Source organism: Marinobacter halodurans (assembly GCF_004327985.1).
GTDB lineage: Bacteria > Pseudomonadota > Gammaproteobacteria > Pseudomonadales > Oleiphilaceae > Marinobacter_A > Marinobacter_A halodurans.
Genome location: NZ_SJDL01000005.1, coordinates 1 through 20,676 on the forward strand (window position 1 = coordinate 1; position 20,676 = coordinate 20,676).

The 20,676-nt window shown below is 62.8% G+C and carries 18 protein-coding genes; 13 read left to right on the forward strand and 5 right to left on the reverse strand.

Annotation, left to right across the window (positions count from 1 at the left end):
• From EZI54_RS24365 to EZI54_RS04255, 3 genes are all read left to right on the forward strand, one after another.
• Positions 1-1,443: hypothetical protein (locus tag EZI54_RS24365; protein WP_207389140.1), on the forward strand; the 1,443-nt coding region annotated here is incomplete at its 5' end.
• Positions 1,440-2,510 (forward strand): hypothetical protein, encoded by a 1,071-nt coding sequence (locus EZI54_RS04250; RefSeq protein ID WP_131479390.1) that lies wholly within the window; start codon positions 1,440-1,442, stop codon positions 2,508-2,510. The genes EZI54_RS24365 and EZI54_RS04250, both read left to right, overlap by 4 nt.
• Before the next feature lie 251 nt (positions 2,511-2,761).
• Positions 2,762-3,208: a hypothetical protein gene (locus EZI54_RS04255; RefSeq protein ID WP_207389151.1), complete on the forward strand. Its 447-nt coding sequence runs from the start codon at positions 2,762-2,764 to the stop codon at positions 3,206-3,208.
• A gap of 44 nt (positions 3,209-3,252) precedes the next feature.
• Here EZI54_RS04255 and EZI54_RS04260 read toward each other — a convergent pair whose 3' ends face one another.
• Positions 3,253-4,194, reverse strand: a complete 942-nt coding sequence (locus tag EZI54_RS04260; RefSeq protein ID WP_131479394.1) for a ketopantoate reductase family protein — start codon at positions 4,192-4,194, stop codon at positions 3,253-3,255.
• A gap of 855 nt (positions 4,195-5,049) precedes the next feature.
• Here EZI54_RS04260 and EZI54_RS04265 point away from each other — a divergent pair.
• The 10 genes from EZI54_RS04265 (at position 5,050) to EZI54_RS04310 (ending at position 16,244) form a co-directional block, all read left to right on the forward strand.
• The gene (locus EZI54_RS04265; protein WP_131479396.1) at positions 5,050-6,507 is read left to right on the forward strand and encodes an undecaprenyl-phosphate glucose phosphotransferase; all 1,458 of its coding nucleotides are present in this window, start codon (positions 5,050-5,052) and stop codon (positions 6,505-6,507) included.
• Between the two features lie 31 nt (positions 6,508-6,538).
• Entirely contained in the window at positions 6,539-7,003 is a 465-nt protein-coding gene (locus EZI54_RS04270) for a low molecular weight protein-tyrosine-phosphatase (RefSeq protein ID WP_131479397.1), read from the forward strand.
• A gap of 61 nt (positions 7,004-7,064) precedes the next feature.
• On the forward strand, positions 7,065-8,189 hold the full coding sequence (locus tag EZI54_RS04275) for a polysaccharide export protein (protein ID WP_207389141.1): 1,125 nt from the start codon (positions 7,065-7,067) through the stop codon (positions 8,187-8,189).
• Positions 8,190-8,201: 12 nt separating this feature from the next.
• Positions 8,202-10,463, forward strand: coding sequence for a polysaccharide biosynthesis tyrosine autokinase (locus EZI54_RS04280; protein WP_207389142.1), 2,262 nt, complete (start codon positions 8,202-8,204; stop codon positions 10,461-10,463).
• Between the two features lie 8 nt (positions 10,464-10,471).
• Positions 10,472-11,827 (forward strand): O-antigen ligase family protein, encoded by a 1,356-nt coding sequence (locus EZI54_RS04285; RefSeq protein WP_131479401.1) that lies wholly within the window; start codon positions 10,472-10,474, stop codon positions 11,825-11,827.
• The gene (locus EZI54_RS04290; protein WP_131479403.1) at positions 11,805-12,899 is read left to right on the forward strand and encodes a glycosyltransferase family 4 protein; all 1,095 of its coding nucleotides are present in this window, start codon (positions 11,805-11,807) and stop codon (positions 12,897-12,899) included. The genes EZI54_RS04285 and EZI54_RS04290 overlap by 23 nt, the downstream gene beginning before the upstream one ends.
• Before the next feature lie 9 nt (positions 12,900-12,908).
• Positions 12,909-13,412 carry a glycosyltransferase family protein gene (locus EZI54_RS04295; protein WP_131479405.1) on the forward strand — a complete coding sequence of 168 codons (504 nt, stop codon included), beginning with the start codon at positions 12,909-12,911 and terminating at the stop codon, positions 13,410-13,412.
• A gap of 28 nt (positions 13,413-13,440) precedes the next feature.
• Entirely contained in the window at positions 13,441-13,935 is a 495-nt protein-coding gene (locus EZI54_RS04300) for a glycosyltransferase (protein ID WP_131479407.1), read from the forward strand.
• Entirely contained in the window at positions 13,932-15,161 is a 1,230-nt protein-coding gene (locus EZI54_RS04305) for a glycosyltransferase family 4 protein (RefSeq protein ID WP_131479409.1), read from the forward strand. Before EZI54_RS04300 ends, EZI54_RS04305 begins: the two co-directional genes overlap by 4 nt.
• 24 nt (positions 15,162-15,185) lie before the next feature.
• Positions 15,186-16,244, forward strand: coding sequence for an acyltransferase family protein (locus EZI54_RS04310; RefSeq protein WP_131479411.1), 1,059 nt, complete (start codon positions 15,186-15,188; stop codon positions 16,242-16,244).
• A gap of 36 nt (positions 16,245-16,280) precedes the next feature.
• Here EZI54_RS04310 and EZI54_RS04315 read toward each other — a convergent pair whose 3' ends face one another.
• From EZI54_RS04315 to EZI54_RS04330, 4 genes are read right to left on the reverse strand one after another with little or no spacing between them, the layout of a single operon-like run.
• Positions 16,281-17,483, reverse strand: coding sequence for a glycosyltransferase family 4 protein (locus EZI54_RS04315; RefSeq protein WP_165495680.1), 1,203 nt, complete (start codon positions 17,481-17,483; stop codon positions 16,281-16,283).
• The gene (locus EZI54_RS04320; RefSeq protein ID WP_131479415.1) at positions 17,480-18,766 is read right to left on the reverse strand and encodes a lipopolysaccharide biosynthesis protein; all 1,287 of its coding nucleotides are present in this window, start codon (positions 18,764-18,766) and stop codon (positions 17,480-17,482) included. The genes EZI54_RS04315 and EZI54_RS04320 overlap by 4 nt, the downstream gene beginning before the upstream one ends.
• Positions 18,763-19,674 carry a polysaccharide pyruvyl transferase family protein gene (locus tag EZI54_RS04325; RefSeq protein ID WP_131479417.1) on the reverse strand — a complete coding sequence of 304 codons (912 nt, stop codon included), beginning with the start codon at positions 19,672-19,674 and terminating at the stop codon, positions 18,763-18,765. The genes EZI54_RS04320 and EZI54_RS04325 overlap by 4 nt, the downstream gene beginning before the upstream one ends.
• Entirely contained in the window at positions 19,649-20,647 is a 999-nt protein-coding gene (locus EZI54_RS04330; RefSeq protein WP_131479419.1) for a glycosyltransferase family 2 protein, read from the reverse strand. Before EZI54_RS04330 ends, EZI54_RS04325 begins: the two co-directional genes overlap by 26 nt.
• Positions 20,648-20,676: the final 29 nt, after the last annotated feature.

A 20,676-nucleotide genomic window follows, 5' to 3' on the forward strand; every position in this document is an offset into this window, starting at 1 on the left:
AACGAAAGCGGCGAGGTTACCGGTTCCACCAGTACTCGGCAGGCCGCCGAAGCGATTGAGGAAGGGATCAAGCAGGTGTCGATGGACGCCTGGGTGTTTGCTGTTCCTTCGGGTCACCCTGAGGCGCGGAAGCTCAGCTTGATTAAAGTGGACTTTGCCAAAAGAGTTGGGAGTATTGTTGATGGGCCTGCTGTATCCAAAAGCCTGACAGCACTAGCCGCGTTCAATCTATTTATAGAGATAAATGCCTATTTCAAAGCCCGCAATGGCAATCAGGGAACAGCGCTACCAGCAACAAAGGTGTTTGCAGCGATTATCGACCTGTCAGCGGCCGCCATGAAACTTCGAATTGTTACTGCGCAGATCTCGGGAGACGAACTCACAAGTACGTCAAAGTTCTATCGCATATCGAATCGCCTCCTATTCGATATGAAACGAGTTCCACTGATAGGAGCTAGACTGCTAAAAGCAGGAGCCTCTACGCTCGTTAAAACCGTTGGCCTAGCTTCATTTACCGCAGGCGTAATAGGTGTAGGTGTTAGTGCTTGGGATATGCGGCTCAGCCTATCACTGGGTGATAATGACGCGGCGGCAGGGCATGCTGTCGCCATGGCCGGCGGCAGCATTTTCTTGGCAGCCCCATTAATGGCCGGACTCTTGGCCATTCCCGGCTGGGGATGGGCGGTACTTGGGATCAGCATGGCGATAGGCGGTTCATTATTCGCAGACAACGCGAAAGATGACGATTTCGAACGCCTTCTCAAGAACGGCCCCCTCGGCGCCCACCCAATTGACTTCGACCCCATGCCATCTGATGTGGATTACTACGGTCAGCTACTGAGCCTATTGAACCCGGTACAAGCCACGGTGCAATGCTACGCCGATGTTGAACCGAACCCATTGCTCACGCACAGCAACCCGAACTATGCTCCACAACCAGACGACTATGTGGTCACCCTGACAACACCTCTGGTCAGCCAACTCCGCCACCTTGGGGAATGCCGCCCGGGAGAGCCCGTGCGCCCCTTTAGCATCATGGTGCAGGAAGTTGCTTATACCGAGAGCGAGGTGACAGGCCCAGATGGCGTTGGCACTGTTCGTCAGGAAACCCAGTCCCACGTGACAAATCTCACCCGGGTCACGGCTCGCCAGCCCCTCCCAGCACAGAATGCCGTCCGTTTCCTCGTCAAGCGCGACATCAAGGAGAGCGCCTTCAACAGCTGGCCCTATAGGCAATCCGTCCAAACGACGGTTCGCATTGCCGTGCAAGCAGCCATTGCATCGGAAGCGGATACGCTCGTGTATCCTACCCCCATACTTGAATCATTCGTACCTTACGATCCCATGACTCATGGCCATGCGCCTCCGAAAGAACGTGGCTTTTGGAACCCACATTCCAATGTCTCGGTACCGTACTGGTTTGTCACAGAGGTTGAAGTATGACTCTCAAGAAAACTGAGAGATACGCGGATCAAGCGCTAAGCTCGGAATCTATTCCGCCCTTGCCCGACAGCAAAAAGCGAAGCCGGGCCGGAGATGAGCTGCAACCTTGGGGAGACTACGCCATGGTCAATCCCTACGAAAAGATTATCTCAGACGTGACTGATGTTCAGTCCTGCGAGGCAGAGGATAAGGAGTTTTATAAAGACGAATGGTGGGGCTGGACTAATGAACATATCCGCTTCATTAATAATAAGCTGGGACTCAAGGCACTCGCTCTCGCAGTTCCATTTGTCTGGGTTGCCACCATTTTTGTCACACTGTTTTTATTGTTTTTAGAAACTATGGATTGGCTTACCTATACCGTCGAGGCTCCAGATATATTGCTTGCTATATCTCTAGTCGTTGGAGGTTTTGGCTATCTTGCCCTGTCTCTTTATCTCGTCTATTTGACAACAAACTGGGTAATGGAGAAGGGCATTGGAACCTTGATCAAGCCTTTCGAGAAATTCCTCCAGAAAAAGGTCGACAAATCCCTCGCTGACGGTATGAGCGAATTCAATCGCGTCACCGGCCAAGCCAAGTTCGCTCTGGGCAAAGGTCGCTATTTCGAAGCGCCGTTTATCGAGTTTGATGCCTACGTCGAGCGGGTCGTCCAGCGGGGCGGTATCTTCTACCGGCTGATGTTTGTCCATCGCTACACCGGCAAGATCTTCAACAAAACCTGGCTCAGCGGCGTCGAAGCCAGCAAACATGAGGTTCTTGCACTGTGGGACATGCTGCAACGGTTTATGGATGTCTCACAGCCCATTCCCGACATGCCTCGATTCGAGCCGTTTCGCCATCTGGACCCCGTTACGGCCGAGTACGACCGAAAAACCAACCGCCCACCCCGTTATTGGCGAGATCTCGATCTGGAAGCCTGGAAAGTAAGTGAAGGTGCCGAACTGGCCAGGGTCCAGGCGCAATTCCCCTGGGGCCAACGGCGCTGCCAATTAACGCCGAAGTTGGGGCAAGTCGACATGGAGGTTTACCGGAAGCAGCGGCCCGAGACGGCAGTTCCAATCTAGTGCCCCTTCGATGACAGTGAGCCAGACGCGGTGGCCCTGAATATATCGGCCTGGCCGCGCACGGCCCTGGTCAACAGTCTCGGCCTGCAGACAGCCGAGCCCTGTCGCCTGTCGATCTCCGCCTGGCGCGTACAGCCGGCCCAGTCGGGCATGTTCAAGCGGACCCGGAGACCGGGGAGCGCTTCAACCTGGAGCTCCCGACCCATGGCCTGCCGCTATCGATCAGCACCTGGGAGGCCCTGCGCGCCTACATGGAGTATGAGGTTAATACGTTGGAAGAGATCCAGCCCCACGGCGAGCTGATGACCGGGGACGATGCGCCCAAGGAGGAAGGCGTGGCCTTCTTCCACGCCGCCCGGCGCAACGTCCGCCGTCGCCGCAAGGCCGGCGAAGTGGGCTGGATCTACACGTTTTTCTGGTACCTCTACCACGTGATGACCTTCTGGACCCTGCCCAACCGGATGGTGGAGTGGGAGAACCGCAAGCTCCAGCGATTGCTGAACCGGTCCCTGCCTCCGGCGATGGAGGCCTGGTCCCAACCCTTGCCTGAAGATCAAAGAGCCCGGCCCAGCGACGAGCTCAAGCGATTGAGCCAACGGGTACAGGCACTGATCGACGCCCAGCCGACCCGGCCGGTCACGGAAATCTACGCGCAGGTTTACGCCGGGGAAAAGGCGCCGGGGCGCATGCGAGCCTGACGCGGAGTAAAGGCATCTCAGTGCGAGACTCGCGTGAACGCGACTTACGACCTTTCCTTCACCTTGAGTTTTTCGCGCATGCGCAGCGCCACCAACATGGTGTTCAGGTGCGGCACCGCCACGCCGTGTTTCCTGGCGATGGCCACGACGTTGCCCAACACCGCGTCCAGTTCGATGGGCCGGTCGTTGAGGTAATCCAGTGCCATGCTGTTCTTGTAGGCGGTCATCTTGCGGGTGCCGGCGATCTGCTTGTCGATGATCGAGCGGTCCATGGGGTAGCCGTCGGCCTCGGCCACCTGGATCACCTCCTCGGTCAGTGCGCGGATCAGGTCTTCGCCGCCGTCGCTGTCCAGGATGGTGTCGGTGTCCGCCCCTTCGGCCAGCACCGACAGCGGGTTGAAGGGTGTGTTCCACAGGCACTTGCGCCAGCGTTCGCCCACCACCTCTTCGGTCAGCTTGACGTTGATGCCCCCGGCGTTGAACAGGTCGGACAGCCTCTGGCAGTCCTCGCTGATGCCATTCGGGTATTGCCCCATCACCAGCCGGCCGTACGAGTTGTGGTGAATCTGCCCCGGGCCGACGCGGCTGACGCCGATAAAGGCCAGGCAACTGATCACCGGGTTCTGCGGGAAGGCGTCGGCAATCTCGCGCTCGATATCCAGACCGTTCTCGATCAGCACAATGCGGGTGTTCGCGCCCAGCCAGGGGCGGATCAGGGCTGCGCGATCCACGCCCGGCAGCACTTTCACGCAGAGGATCAGGTAGTCCGGCGCGGCTTCCGGCGAGTCGCCGTCGCGATAGACCTGGTCGGGACGGTAGGAGAGGTCGCCGAGTTCGCTCTCGATCTGGATGCCGTTGGCCTTCACGGCGTCGTATTCCGAACGCATCACGACGCTGACCGGGCAACCGGCGCGCTTGAGGATGGCGCCGTAGAAACTACCGATGGCGCCGGCGCCGACGATCAGGATGCTGGGGGTGTCTGACATTGTGCGTGACTCCTTACAGTCGCTGTATGGGCCGGCCCGATAACAGGCAGGCGCAAGCCTGCTCCATCTGTGACGGAGCGCATTCCAGTGCCTGTGCGAGGAGGGCGGGAACGCAGTCGGACGGTTGGGTGCCCGATGGGCGTGTCTGTTTTTTGGTAGGCCCCTGTTTCCCGGTCCGCCTATCCTCGCCGGAAGCCAGGCAAGCGTCAATCGTCCGAACGTCGCCTGGAGCAAACCGTCGGTTTGGCTCTATGCGGCAAGAGTTACGTAGCGCCATTGGCGACAGGCTCGTGACGGGCGATGGGGTCGTTCGACCGTCGGCAACAGGGTGGGGTGGATCGCCAGGGTGAGGGGCCCGGGAAAAGCATAGAGGTGCCCAAAATTACGCCCAAGGCTACGCTTTTGCAGCCATTTCCGCAGCTTTTTTCGCGTTACATCTTCCTTACGCGAATTTCATCGCATTGTAGCCTGATCTTCATGGCCTTTATTGCATGCTTTTGGGGCGCCTGGGACGGGGCTTTGCGCCGTTTTGCATCGTTTAACAGTTGCGATATGCCTACGCTGCCTACATTGACCGGTTAGTGGGTGCTCGCGCAACGTAAATGGCCTCAGCCGACAAGGCCCGGGAGATCAGCCGGCCAGCGACACTCTGCCCCAAAACAAGATTGTGCTGGCCTGTCTGGTCTGGATTATGCAGCCGCAACTCCAGGAACGTCTGCGAGATTCCTGTCTGACGTTATGGGCGACAGGCACCGATATGGACGGTGTCAGGATCTGTCTCCCTAGGCGTAAAGGACAGGTGCGATCTTCGGAAGTTCCTGGAGTGCAGACCTAAAAGCACATGGAGGGGGCGTTATGGGTGGGCACCATTTAAAAGACGTTACGCCGCAATCCGTGGTGATGGATCGGCAGCCGCCAGTGATCAGGCTGCACCATTCCCGGATCCTGGCGTTCTTTCGCGCATTTGACTGCTTTCTCGTTCTCTTCATGCTCTGGGGTGTGCTGAACCTGACCGGTGCCGCCTGGGGCAATACCTACACCTTCCTGGGCATGCTGGCGGTCCTTGCCTTCGGCTTTTTCGCCGAGAGCAACGAGGTCTATTACATGTGGCGGGGGCTCTCCACACCCAAGCTGGCGTATCGCCTGCTGGGTGCCTGGGCCGCGACGGCGATGGTGACGTTTACCGTGGCCCTGCTGCTGGGGCTGGTGCAGGTGGTGGACCAGAGTGCCGTACTCACCTGGATCGCGCTGACGCCGCTGGTGATGGTGTTCCTGCACTGGGCGCGGCGTGAATTCCTGTCCCTGTACCGGGCCCAGCGCACCCAGCCCCGGCGCGTGGCCGTGGTGGGTGCCAACCGGCTGGGCAGCCGGCTGGTGCAGTCCATGCAGGGCGTGCCCTGGATGGGTTACCGGGTGGTGGGTTACTACGACGACCGCGAGCCGGCCGGAGACCCCGCCCGCCGGCTCGAGGGGGACGATGTGCATGTCAGGGGCGGTCTGGAGCAGCTCTATCGCGATGCCCGCGACGGCAAGATCGACATTGTCTACGTCACCCTGCCGATGCGGGCCGAAGAGCGGATCCATGCGCTGATCGACCGCCTGGCCGACACCACGGTCTCGGTCTACCTGATTCCGGATGTGTTCAGCTTCAACCTGCTGCATTCGCGGATGACCGGCATCCAGGGCATCCCCGCGCTGAGTATCTATGATACGCCGCTGGTGGATCATGGCTGGAGCAAGCGCCTGGAAGACGTGGTGCTGTCACTGGGTATCCTGACCCTGATCGCGATTCCCATGCTGATCATCGCCATCGGCGTGAAGCTGTCGTCGCCCGGACCGGTGTTCTTCAAGCAGACCCGTTACGGCATGCGCGGCGAGAAGATCAAGGTCTGGAAATTCCGCTCCATGAGCGTGTGCGAGGACGGTCCGGACGTGCCCCAGGCGCGTAAGTCCGACCCGCGGATCACACCGTTCGGCGCGTTCCTGCGCCGCACCTCCCTGGATGAGCTGCCCCAGTTCTTCAATGTGCTGGCCGGCACCATGTCCATCGTCGGCCCGCGTCCCCATGCGGTGGCCCATAACGAGTACTACCGCGGCCAGATCCAGGGCTACATGCTGCGCCACAAGGTCAAACCGGGCATTACCGGTCTGGCCCAGATCAACGGGTTCCGCGGTGAGACCGACACCATGGACCTGATGAGCGGCCGGATCGACTACGACCTGGAATACATCCGCGCCTGGTCCCTGTGGCTCGACCTGAAAATCATCTGGTGGACCATCTTCCGTGGCTTCACCGGCCAACAGGCCTACTGAGTGGGCCGGGGTGTTTGACGTGAGTTCGGCGATGACGATTTCCCGTGTGCTTGTGCTGTGCGTCGGCAACATCTGCCGCAGCCCGATGGCGGAGGTCATGTTGCGTGACGGTTTCCAGCGCCAGGGCATGAACAACGTGCAGGTGCGTTCGGCCGGGATTGCCACCATCGACGGCCGCCCCGCCGACCCCAACGCGCTGCGGGTGATGCAGAACAATGGCCTGGATGGTGGTTCGCACCGGAGTCAGCGCGTGGCCTGGAAGATGATCGCCTGGGCCGAGTTGATCCTGGTGATGGAGGATTTCCAGAAGCAGTACATCGAGAGCGAGTTCCCCGAAGCCCGGGGCAAGGTCTTCCTGATCGGCCACTGGCGCCGTGTGCAGGTGCCCGACCCCTACCGGGGCAATTACTCGCTGTTCGAGGCGTCCTATCAATTGCTGAGCCAGTGCTCATCGGACTGGGTGCAGCGACTGTCGGTGGCGCTGGCCGACGCCTGACCGGTACCGGCACGAACCCGTTTTCAATGTTTCAGTAGGGAAGGAGCGTATGTTGCGCGACATGATGTTTGATCGACGACTGTGGGGCGTGGCAGCCGTGGCCCTGGTATTGCAGGGCTGCGCCGTGGCGCCGGGGATGGAGATGTCCGGGACCGGGGTCCCCGATTCGGTGACGCTGCGTACCGACGAGGATAAATCACCGGTTCAGGTGCAGGTCCAGCCCATCACCGCCAACCTGATTGCGTCGATGGCCAACCAGCCGCGGGACGTGCCTTCGATTTCCCCGGACGGCAACGTCGCCAAGACCAACTACCAGTACCAGGTGGGCCCGGGGGACGTCCTGTCCATTACCGTCTGGGAGCACCCGGAACTGACCATCCCGGCCGGCTCGTTCCGCTCGGCCGAACAGGCCGGCAACCTGGTGGACAGCGATGGCTACATCTTCTTCCCGTACGCCGGACGGCTCTACGTCAAGGGCAAGACCATCCAGGAAATCCGCGAAGCACTGACGGTGGCCCTGAATCCCTACATCGAGAACATCCAGCTGGACGTGCGCGTGGTGTCCTACCGCAGCCAGCGCGTCTACGTGGTGGGTGAGGTGGAAGCGCCCGGTGTGCAGACCATCGACGATGTCCCGCCGACCCTGCTGGAAATGGTCAACCGCGCCGGCGGTTTCACCGAACTGGCGGACAAGCGCGACGTTACCCTCAGCCGCAACGGCAAGACCTATCGGGTCGACCTGCAGGCGTTGTACGAGGACGCCCAGACGCCCCCGGACTTCATGCTCAAGAACGGCGACGTGGTCAGCATCCCGGACATCAAGAACGACAAGGTCTTCGTCATGGGCGAGGTGGTCTATCCCGGCGGCTACCAGATCGAGAACAGCCGCAAGACGCTGGCACAGGCCCTGGGCGATGCGGGCGGTGTGAATCCGGCGACATCCGATCCGGGCCAGATCTTCGTGCTGCGGCCGGGGCCGGAACCGAAGATCTTCCACCTGGACGCCAGTTCCGTCGACGCCATGCTGCTGGCGGACCGCTTCCAACTGGAAAGACGCGACCTAGTCTACGTGGAAACCGCGGGCATCGTGCGCTGGAACCGTGTTGTCAGCAACCTGATGAACACCGTGACCACGCTTGAATCGGCCAGTAACACCAAGTACCCGATTTTCAATAACCGGCAATAGGCAGGGATGACGATGCAGAACTCGGATAACTTTACCTCGGAGCGTCCCGGGGCGGCAGGGCAGGCGCAAGCGGCGCCCATGCCGGTATTGCATCAGGACACGCTGGGTGACGAGAACATCAGGCTGGGGGATTACTTCGCCATCCTGATGGAGCGCAAGGGACTGATCCTGCTGGTGACGCTGCTGGCGACCCTGGTGGGGATCGGCTACGCCGTCACGGCGCCGCCGGTCTACCAGACCGATGCGCTGTTGCAGATCGAGCAACAGAAGCCCATCGGCCTGCGCCAGTTGGGCAGCGACCCATCGTCGCTGATGTCGCAGGAGCCGCCCATTGTCGCCGACGTGGAAATCCTCAAGTCGCGGATGGTGCTGGGCACGGCCGTGAAGAACCTGGGGCTGGAATACAGCGCCTGGCCCGACTACATGCCCGTGGTCGGATCGGCCTACGCGCGTTACTTCGAGAAGCACAACAAGGGGCTGGCTGACCCGATGTTCGGCATGGGGGAGTACGCCTGGGGTGGTGAGTCCATCACCCTCGACAACCTGGAGGTGCCGGACAGCCTGGTCGGCACGCCGCTGACCGTGGTGGCGGGCCAGAACGGGCAGTACAAGGTCATGGACCCGGACGGCAAGCTGCTGATGAATGGTGAAGTCGGCCGGGTGTCCGAGACCCGTTACGGCGACCAGCAGAGCCTGAAGGTCTCGATCTCCGAATTGGTGGCACGGCCCGGCACGCACTTCACCATGGAACGGGTGACCCCACTGGACGCCATCAAGCATGTCGAGGGTAATTTCTCCGTGTACGAGCGGAGCAAGAACTCCGGCATCCTCGGCCTGTCCCTGACCGGTACCGATCCGCAGCAGGCCAGCGAGATCCTGAACGAGATTTCCCAGGTCTATGTCAAGCAGAACATCGCCCGCAATTCCGCCGAGGCCCAGCAGTCACTGGAGTTCCTCGAGCACCAGCTGCCGGAGCTGAAGAAGAAGCTGACCGCGGCAGAAGAGGCCTACAACGATTACCGCATCGAGTACGGGTCGGTGAACCTGGATGAAGAAACCAAGGTGATGCTGGACCGGGCCGTGAAGGTGGACCAGGAGCTTCTGGAGCTGGAACAGAAGCGCAGCGAAATGCGTCAGCGCTTCAAGCCCGAGCATCCGTCCATGATTGCGATCGACCAGAAAATCGCACGTTTGAGGGACAAGCAGTCGGATCTCAACCAGAAGTCCGAAACCCTGCCCAAGGCCCAGCAGAAACTGCTGCGCCTGAGCCAGGATGTGGAAGTGAACAAGTCGCTCTACACCAAACTGCTCTCGGTGGCCCAGGAGCTGCGGGTGGCCAAGGCTGGCACCGTGGGTAACGTACGCATCATCGACAACGCGGTGCCCATGCACAGCGCCGTGGCGCCCAACCGCAAGCTGATCGTGCTGTTGGCCTGTGTCACCGGTGCCTTCCTTGGGGTTGTGCTGGTGCTGATCCTGCGCGCCCTGCGCGGCGGCGTCGAGGATCCGGACGAGATCGAGCGCAACCTGGGACTGCCGGTCTATGCCACCGTCATCCACAGTGACCGCCAGGCCAAGATGAACCGCAAGACCTCCCGGCATGCGCGCGTGCTGGCGGACGTGGCGCCGGACGACAAGGCGGTGGAAAGCCTGCGCAGCCTGCGCACCACGTTGCACTTCTCGCTGCTGGGGGCGAAGAACAACCTGATCATGATGACCGGTCCCAGTCCACAGATCGGCAAGAGTTTCGTGACCATGAACCTGGGCGCCGTGCTGGCCCAGAGCGGCAAGCGCATCCTGCTGATCGACGCGGACATCCGCAAGGGCCGCCTGCACCAGATGCTGGGCCTGCGCCGCGACAAGGGCGTGACCGAGATGATCACCCGCGACGGCCAGCCCATGGACTACGTACGCAAGACCACGATCCCCGGGTTGCACCTGCTGTCCGGTGGCCAGCTGCCGCCCAATCCGGCGGAACTGCTGCTGCACGAATCCTTCGGCCGCAAGGTGCTGGAGCTGGCCGAGCACTTTGACTATGTGCTGTTGGACGCTCCGCCGATCCTGGCGGTGACGGATGCGGCGATCATCGGCCGTCTGGCGGGTACCTCGCTGATGGTGGTCAAGGACCGCAACCATCCCATGCGGGAGCTGGAACAGTCGGCCAAGCAACTGCAGCAGGCCGGCGTATCGATCAGCGGCATCGTCTTCAACGACGTGCAGCTGCATCGACAGAACCAGCAGCGTGGCAACTACGTGTACCAGTACAAGTACTAGGCCCGACCATGCCGGCGAACATTGCCACGCCCTACCGCTACGCGGCTCCCACCTACCGTTCGCGCCTGCTGATCCAGCGGGCGCGGGACGGCATGGTGCTGTTCTTCGTTTTCATGACGATCCTGGAGAGCGTCAAGATCGACATCGGACGGATGGCGAACCTCAAGCCGTTCATCGTCGTGATCCTGATGCTCGCCTTCCATTACGGCATCATGGTGCGGCGCTTCCGCTGGCGACCGGAGTTCAATGTGTTCGTCGCCTGGTGGCTGAGCCTGTTCATTCCCGCCATCGGCGGCACCATCATCTCGATGCATCACTACCTGGTGATCATCATGGGGCAGCTCCTGCTGCTGGGCTATCTGACACTCACCTACACCTATCTTTACGATCGCGAGAACGGGGTGATCAAGGCCCTCAACGCGCTGATCGCCGTCGGCGTGTTCTGTGCGGCCCTGTCCTTTGCCCAGATCGCCGGCTATTTCGTGGGGATCGACCTGGGGGTCTCCCACGCCGAGACCGTCGGCTTCCCGCGGGCGGAGTCGATCTTCACCGAGACCGACTGGCACGCCATGTTCATGGGCTATGTGGCCCTGCTGCTGACCGTCTGCGGCAAGCACCTGATTCGCCAGCCGCTGCACTTCCAGATTGCACTGATCGGTTGCGTGATGTCCCTGATCCTGTCGTTCGGACGCACCGCCACCTTCGCCTACCTGGGCTGCCTGGGGCTGTTCCTGCTGGTGCGCCGGCGCTTCGGCATCATCGCCGTGGGCGTCGTGCTGGTATTCATGATGGGCCTGTCGATCCAGCTCAAGGCGCCGTTCGTGCCGGACTCGCTGATCGAGCGTTTCAACATCATGGAAACGCTGGAAGACAGCAGTGAGGATTCCGGCGCCCTGGACTCGCGCCTGTTCGCCCTGGAAATGACCTGGTATTTCGTCAAGCAGGAACCCTTCTGGGGCAACGGCGCCGGCAGTATCCAGGCGCTGGTGGACCGCATGGACCTGCGCGAGAAGTACGCCCACGGGGGCATCATGAACGCCGGCCGGGGCGGCACCAACCTGTTCCTCACCAGCCTGTTCGACTCCGGCATCCTGGGCCTGCTGGTGGTGATCGTTGTCCTGTTCGTGCTGTTCCGCACGGGCCTGCGCAGTTACCGGACGGCCCGGGACGCGAAACTGGACGTGCAGCGGGACGTGGCCCTGTTCCTGGTGCTGGGGCTGCTCTATTTCATCCTCAACTGCATGTCCAACAACTTCATCCGTTATCCGCTGGTGTGGCTGCATTTCGTCATGCTGTTCCTGTACCACCGGCAACTGCTGGAATATTTCCGGGGAGGAGCCCATGCGCATCCTGCATTACGTTAGGCAGTTCCACCCGTCCGTCGGGGGCATCCAGGACGTCGTCCTGCAGATCGCGCGGCGCCAGAAGGCGGCCGGCCACCACGTGGAAGTCATGACCCTGGACCGGATCTTTGCCGACAACGAGAAACTGCCGGCTACGGACGAGGTGGATGGCATCCCCATCACCCGTGTCCCGTTCCGGGGCATTCGCCAGTACCCGCTGCTGAAGCTGGACCTGGACACCGTCAACCGCTTCGACGTGTTCCACATCCACTGTGTGGATTCGATGCTGGACAAGATGATCTACCTGCGCCACCGCATCCGCGGTTCGGTGTTCCTGACCACCCACGGCCTGTATTTCCACACCGAGAAATTCGCCCGCATCAAGCAGCTGTTCTACCGCTTCATCACGCCGCGGGCGCTGGCGAAGGTGGATAAGGTATTCGCCTGCAGCCGCAACGACCACGAACTGATCGGCCGGATCATTCCCGATCCGGACCGGCTGATGCTGGTGGAGAACGGCGTGGCGCTGGACAAGTTCCTGCCGGCAGCGCCCGCCGAGCGCACCGAGGACATGGTCTACATCGGTCGCATGGCCAGCCACAAGAACGTCGACGCGCTGGTGGACCGCTTCCTGGAGGCGGACACCGGCGCCCGCCTGCACCTGGTGGGACGGGACTTCGACGGCACCCTGGACCGGCTCAGGGCCCGCAACCTGCCGGACAGCGTGGTCTTCCACGGCGCCATCGACACCGACGCCATCGCCGATCTGGTGGCCCGCTGCCGTTACTTCGTCAGCGCCTCGTCCTTCGAGGGTTTCGGGTTGTCCGCCGTGGAGGCGATGGGCGCGGGCCTGATCCCGATCCTCAACGACATCCCGCCGTTCCGGGCGTTGGTGGAAGGGCACGGCGGCTACCTGATCGATTTCACTCGCCCCGGCAGCCTGACCCCCGCTCTGGAAGCGGCCCGCCGTTCGCCGGAGCACGACACCCTGGGCGAGACCCTGCAACGCAGCGTGCGGGGCTATTCCTGGGACGAAAAGGTCAAGGCCATCCTGGCCCAGTATCAGCAGAGCCGCGCCCGTCCGGCGTCATAGGAGGAGAGTATGACGACTGCGGAGACCGCCCGGCCGACGACGCGGCCCAAAGCCCAGCACCTGATGCTGGCCGCCTCCTTCGGGGGCCACTGGAAACAGCTGATGGTGCTGGACGACCTGCTCGACCACGACGGCCGGCGCTTGAGTTTCGTGTCTACGTCCCGGGAAACCCCGCCGGAGGCGATCGGGGCCGACTACTACCGTATTCCCGACTGCAACGCCGGCGAACGCCTCAACGCCCTGCGCTGTCTCGGCAGCAGCCTGGGACTGATGCTGCGCCTGCGGCCGGACCTGCTGATCACCACCGGCGCCCTGCCGGGCCTGCTGCTGGCGGTGGCGGCCAAGCTCACCGGCACCCGGGTGATCTGGGTGGACAGCGTCGCCAACGCCGAGTGCCTGTCGACCTCCGGCCGCATGGCCGCCAGGTTCGTTGACATGTGCTGTACCCAATGGGAGCACTTGGCGGACGAAGACAACGCAAGGGGGCCGGTCTACCTGGGCAGCGTCCTGTGAGACCGGCGAGGAGTCTGTTTTGATTTTTATGACCGTAGGAACCCAACTGGCCTTTGATCGCCTGGTGCGGGCGCTGGACACCTGGATCGGCCCGGAGCAGCGTTACCCGGCCTTCGCCCAGATCGGCCGGGGCGAGTACCGGCCCGAACACATCAGCTACGAACGCTACCTGGACCCGGAGGCCTACCAGAAGTATCTGCACGCGGCCCAGGTGGTGGTGGGGCATTGCGGCATCGGCACCATCCTGTCCTGCAACGACCAGGGCATCCCGGTGGTGGTCGTCCCGCGGCGTTTCGATCTGGGTGAGCACCGCAACGATCACCAGATTGCCACGGCGCAGCAGGTGGAAGCCCGCGGCCTGGCGCGGGTGGTCTATGACGAGTCGCAGTTGGGGGCCGTGCTGGAAGAGGTGCTGTCCGGGGAACAGAAGCCCCAGGCGGTGCACCGGGAGCGGGAACGTCTCGCTCGTAACCTGAACCGGACCGTCAACCGGTTCCTTGGAACGGCGGGGGAGCTGTCATGAAGATCCTGATGGTGAACACCTTCTACACGCCGACCCAGGTCGGCGGCGCCGAGCTGTCGGTGCAGCAACTGGCCGAGGGCTTTGCCCGGCGCGGCCACACCGTGGGCGTGATGACCCTGGCCCGGGATGGCGTCGGCGACCGGGAAGAGATCAACGGCGTGACCGTGATCCGGGTGCCCAGCTACAACCACCACATTCCGCTGGTGCAACAGGGCTCGCTGAGCGAGCGCACCCGCTGGCACCTGATCGATATCTTCCAGGGTGGCGATGCCGCCAGGTACGTGGACCTGTCGGAGTTCGACATCATCCACACCAACAACCTGCTGGGCTTTTCCACCCAGCTGTGGAAAACCATCCGGCGGGAGCGCCGCGAGGGCGCGGTGCTGGTCCACAACATCCGTGATTTCTACCTGCGCTGCCAGCGGTCCAACCGCTACCGCAACGGCCACACCTGCGAGAAAACCTGTACCGCCTGCCGACCGGCCGAGGTGACGCGGCGTCGTCACAGCGAGTGCGTCGACGCCGCGGTGGGGGTAAGTGATTACATGCTCCAGCATCACCTGCAGGCGGGCTTTTTCCCCAATGCCGAACGCACCGCGGCGATCCACAACCGGCCCGGCGACCATCTTCGCTTCGACCGTCAGCCCCGGGCGCATGACGACCCCATCCGTGTCGGCTTTATCGGCCGGGTCGCCGAGAACAAGGGCACGTTCCGGTTGGTCGAAGCCTTCCGCGCGCTCGATCGCCGGGACATGACCCTGGCCATCGCCGGTACCGGCAGCGACGAGGACGTGGCCCGTCTTGAGTCCATGATCGCCGACGATGCCCGCATCACCTACCTGGGCCGGACCACGCCGGACGTGTTCTACCCGAGCGTGGACGTGACGGTCGTGCCCTCCACCTGGGAGGAACCCCTGTCGCGGGTGGTCAGCGAAAGCTACCTCAATGGTCTGCCGGTCCTCGCCTGCAACCTGGGCGGCCAGCCGGAAATGGTGCGGCACGAGGTGGATGGCCTGGTGTTCTCGCCCACTGTCGACAACATCCGCGCCGCGCTGGCGGAGCTGACGCCCGAGCGCCTGGCGGACCTGACCCTCAACGCCCGTACACGCTCCGACGAGATGCTCTCCAGTACGGTCATCGACCGCTACCTGGCGCTGTTCGAGACGCTGCTGGCGGACCGCTCCGGCGCCGATCCTGCGGACGGCATGGTCGTCGGTCTCGATTAATCGTTTTCAAGGGAGGAATGTCCGATGTCGGAGGTTGCCAGCCACCTGTCCACCGGCGAGCGTAACGACGCCTTCGCCCGGGTGCAGGCGAAACCCCAGCTTGATCTCAACGTGGAAACCCTGCGGGGCTTCGCCATTCTCATGGTGGTCATCTTCCACGTCATCGGCCCGAAATCCTACGAAGGGCTGCAGATCCAGGAGCCGGGATCGCTCTACCACCTGGTCACGGACATTTTCGACTACCTGCAGATGCCGCTGTTCTCGTTCCTGGCCGGTTACGTCTACGCCATCCGCCCGTTCGGCGGGGGTGCCGGGGCGTTCGTCAAAGGCAAGGCCCAGCGGCTGCTGGTGCCCATGCTGGTGGTGGGAACCTTCTTCGCGGTGGTCAAGTCGATGGCGCCGGGAACCAACATGCCGCTGACCGCCAGTGACTTTTTCACCCTGCACATCATCCCGGTACAGCATTTCTGGTTCGTGGAGTCCCTGTTCTGGATCTTCCTGCTGATGATGGTGCTCGATGGCGCCAGGCTGCTTTCCAGCGGCCGCAGCTTTGCCGTCGTGGCAGCGGTCGCCTGCGGCATTCATCTGGCCTGGCAGAAGCCGCCGATCTACTTCAGTTTCGCCGGGATCATCTACCTGCTGCCGTCGTTCCTGCTCGGGGTGGCCTGCTACCGGTTCCGGGACGCCATCTTCCAGCCGGCGGTGCTGTGGCCGGTGGGTATCGTCACGGCGGCCTGCTCCGTGCTGATCGGGCTGACGCTGGTCGGCGTGATCGATCACCGCTTCATGCCCCAGTCGCTGCCGTCGCTGATCGTCGGTTGCGGGCTTTCCCTGCTGCTGATGGTCTCCCAGTGGAAACAGCGCTGGCTGGTGTTTATCGGCGCCTATGCCTACACCATCTATATCTTCCACGTGTTCGGCACCTCGGGGTCGCGCATCATACTGCAGAAACTGGGCGTGACCGACACCTTCCTGCTGCTGGTGGTGGGGGTGCTGTGCGGTGTGGTTGGCCCGATCATTGTGGACCTGCTGGCTTCGCGTTACCGCTGGAGCCGGAAGATCCTGCTGGGCAAGAAGCGTTAGAGGGGGAGGGCACCCCCGGGCCCGGGGGTGCCGCCTTCAGACGGCGGCGTCGGTGGCGGAAGGCGCCGTCACACCCGTTCCATCCGGTATCACGCCCAGCCCTGTCAGGATGTCATACCAGGCCTCGCCGACCGAACGCTCCGAAAAACCACCGATAAACTGCTGGACCCGGGCTTCATCCGGGCTGTGGTAGTCCTCCAGGCTGTCGTCGATGGCGTTGGCCAGCGCCTCCGGGTTGCCGGCCTCGAAGAAGCGGAAGGCGCCGTCCGGCGCGTCCGCCATGGGGCGATAGATCTCCGCCAGAGCCCCGTAATCCGACGCGATCACCGGCAGTCCCGTGGCCAGCGCTTCCATGATGGCAATGCAGAAGCTTTCCTCCGCGCCGGTCTGCGGGTCGACATGGGACGGCTGCACGTAGACATGGCTGTCGTAGAGCAGGTCACGGATGCCTTCGCGGCTCAGGTTGGCGTGCAGGGTGACCCGGTCGGCCAAGCCATGGATGCCGATAAACGAAGTCAGGCGGTCCTGGGTCGGGCCGAAGCCTACCAGATCCAGCCTCACATCGACGCCCTGGTCCCGTAGCTGGCGCACTGCTTCCAGCAGCGTGATCTGGTCCTTGAACCCCTCGAACCGGCCGATGCAGCACAGCCGCAACGGACCGCCGTCAAACCGCCGGGCCCGCCAGGGGAAGAAATCCTGGTTCACGTAGTTGCGCACCACCCGCACCTGGCCGGGAGCCAGCGACAGGGTGTTGGCCACCTTGTCGGCAAAGTGCCGGCTGGGGAAGGTGAACACCCGATCGTCGCCCGCGCTCAGGCGCTGCATGGCCCGGCGGAATTCCCGGTGGCTGCGCAGGGCCACGTTGCCGTCATAGCCGTGCATGGAGGTGATCACCGGCACCGGTGCCCGCAGGAAATTGGTGGCGGACATGCCGAACTGGGCCTGGATAGCGTTCACATCCCGGGTGGGCCGGGCCAGCGCCAGGGTGCCCACTTCGAATTCACGATACTGGCGCAGCAGCTTCGATTCGATCCGCGTCAACTGGCGGGCCCAGCCGCCGGACTCGCGTCCCGGCACCACATGGACCTCCAGGCCAGGCAGCGTGCGCCCCGGCGTGCCGAGCAGGCGCGAGGTGACCAGGCGACAGTCGTAACCCCGCGCCATCAGGGCTTTCAAGTGCAGGTAGATGTATTCCTCGTTGATCCGCGAATACGCCGGCACGGCGTGGAGTAGGGTCATGTCGGATCTCCTTCCCGTTCCCCGGGATCGGAGAGGTACATCGATCCCAGACACATCAGACATTTCACCAGCCCGCCCACAATCATCGAGTAGAGGAAGAACTCCAGGCTGGATATCTTCACCGCCCAGATCGAGCCGGCTACAAAGAGGATGGTGCCCGCCAGTTGCGCCCGCACCAGCAGGCGGTTATTGCCGCTCAGCAGCATCGGCTGGATCGCCAGCCAGCCCAGCGAGCCCAGGATGACGTTCAGCAGCAACAGCGAGGTGATGTGGGCAACGCCGGTGAAATCCTTGCCGAAGAACCAGGCCACCGGATACTCCAGCAGCACCAGGCACAGCGGCCACAGCACCAGGGCCAGCAGGAAATAGATCAGGGTCCAGCGGCCGAAGGTACGCTTCATCTCGGTGTCGTCGCGGGCGTTGACCCGGGCGATGATGACGTTGGTGACGTTACCCACTACCTGGCGCGCCGACATGGCCAGGGTCACCGACACCGCGTAGATGCCCATCTCGCTGGTGGTGGCGATCAGGGACACCAGGATCTTGTCCAGGTGCTGTTGCAGCAACATCATCAGGTCGGACTGCCAGAAGCGCAGCGCGTACTGGCGGTCAGGCTTCGGGACGCGCGCCCGGCGCTCGAAGGACTGGTGCCGGAACAGGCGGCGCAGGGCCCAGGAAATAAAGGCGATTTCCGCCACCCGGCAGACGATCTGGAAGCCCAGCAGCAGTTCCGGGCTGCCGACCTCCAGCAGAAAGGCGATCCCCAGCAGCAGGCCGTTGAGCAGCGGCAGGATCACCTTGGCGATATCGGGAATCAGGAAGCGGCTGTCGACGGCGGCCAGGGTCTGCAGGTAGGTGGCGCAGGCGAACGACACGCTGCCGGCCAGGGTCACGCCGACGATGGCCAGATCCAGCGTGGTGTACTTGTCGGAGATGAAGAACGGGTAGATGCCGCACCAGATCAGCGCAAACAGTACGCCGGTCCCGGCAACCACCAGCAGGTGAGGGCGCAGCGCCTGGGTGTGCTCGCGCTTGGCCAGGTACACCGCCAGGCGCTGGATGCCGAGGTTGCATACCAGCGGCGCAAAATACAGCGGCAGGAACAGCAGGAACAGGTGGCCGCGGCCCTCGACGCCCAGGATGCGCGCCACCAGGGCCGCGTTGAGCGTGGAGACCACCACGATCAGGATATTGATCGTGCTGCTGCGCAGCATCAGCGGGATCAGCGACCGGCTGCTGACTCCGGAGCGGGGTGGGGTGGCCGCGCGCGACTCGTCCGTCATGTCCAGATCACGTTGTCGAATTGACCGTCGATGGAGTTCTCGTAGACCGAGCGGCACTTGTGGTAGCTGCCGCCGCTGAAATACACCGTCTTGCCGAGTCGGGCCGCGGCGATGCAGGCGTGCAGGCGGTCGGTCCGGACAATGTCGAACTGGTCGATGTAGTTGACGAAATCCCGGGCGGATTCACGCACCCGGTCCAGCGAGGCCTGGCCGTAGTCGAACACCACCGATGCGTCGCAGTTGTCGGACGGAATCGTACGGCCGGCGCTCTCACGATCCGTGCGATAGAGATGGCCGTCGCGGATACGCCCCGGGCCCAGCCGTCGGATGCACCAACTGCCCAGCAGGCGCAGCTTGGCGGCGATGTACTTGCGGCGATTCAGCCCCTTCGCCCAGGGGGCGCCCAGCAACTCGCGCAGCCAGGTCAGCGGCAGGTTGGACTGGCGGTAGAGCGACATGTCGCCATAGAACACCATGTCGTCACAGAGATAGGTCCGCGCCGATGCCTGTTGGCTGACGTAGTCGAAGGATGGCTTCTCCCGGCAGAAGATCAGGGTGCCGTCCGGCAGGTCCTGCAGCAGCGGTTCGTGGCCGGCGATCGTATGCGGCAGCACGACCAGGCGTCGGCAGACGTCCCGGGTTTGCCTGATGAGCCGGGCCACGTCGTCGTACAGCGGGACCAGGTTGCCGCCGCCGGCCACCAGCAGGGTGCCCTGGCGTGCGTTCTCGTCTAGCCTGGCGCCGGGCAGGGCCAGTTGGACCTTCAGGCCGAGCTTTTCCAGCGTCGACAGCGAACACATGGTAATCAGGTGGTCGCCGGCGTTGCCGGGAAAGCTGGCCAGGGTGAGGGTGGAACCGCTGCACTCCTTGCGAACGAGGGCTTCAAAATCTGGCTGACTGAGTTTCATCCCTGAGGCTCTTCTGTAAAAAATGGGTCGGTCCGTACATCGCGCTCAGCGCCGCCTTCTTCAGCCCGCCGACCAGGTCATGGTCCGGGAACAGGCGCCATGCGCGGGTAGTCCGGTTGAGTTTGGCGAGCTGGCGCTGGCTCTGTTTCAGGTCTGCGGCCTGGGCTTCCTTCACCGCCTTGCGATAGACATGGTAGGCGTACCAGCCCAGCGCTTCGCGGAAGCGGGCGTCCGGGTTGTCACGGCGTACCAGGTGCAGGTCCAGGTAGATCCGCACCAGGCTGTCGATGCGGGCCCTGGCCTTCTGCGGATTGATGCCCTGGGTGATCGAGCCGGTCCGCTGACGGTACAGGTAGGGCTTCAGCGCCAGCGTCGTGAAGCGGGTGGCCTCCTGTAGCAGCAACGGGGTGTGCAGCATGTCTTCGTGCAGCAGGTTGGGCTCGAAGCGCAGGCCGGACTGTTCCAGCAACGCCCGGCGGTAGATGAAAGTCCAGGCGGTGGTGGCGATGTGGAAGGTTTTCACGCCCTCGTGGAAGAAGGCCTTGCCGGTGGTCAGGCCGGTGTCCAGGGGCTGGTGTTCGCCCTCCAGCGGCCGGCCCTGTTCGTCGATTTCGCGGAAACCGACGTGGACGCAGTCCAGCGCCTGCTGCTTGAGGGCGCCGACGACCGCCTCGATGGCGCCGGGGGCCAGCATGTCGTCGCCATCGACGAACCAGATAAAGTTGCCGGTGGCGTGTTCGAATCCGGTGTTGCGGGCGGCGGAAAGGCCGCCGTTGCTCTGGTGGATCACCACCAGCTTTTGTGGGTATGCCCTGGCAAGGGCGTCGAGTTGGGCGCCGGTGTCGTCCGTGGAGCCATCGTCCACGGCGATCAGCTCGAAACGGGCCTGTGTTTCCTGGTTCAGGATCGACAGGACACAGTCCTCGACGTAATCGGAAATATTGTAGGCTGCGACAACGATACTCAGGTCCATGATCACATCCTGGCTTATTAGCTGTTGTG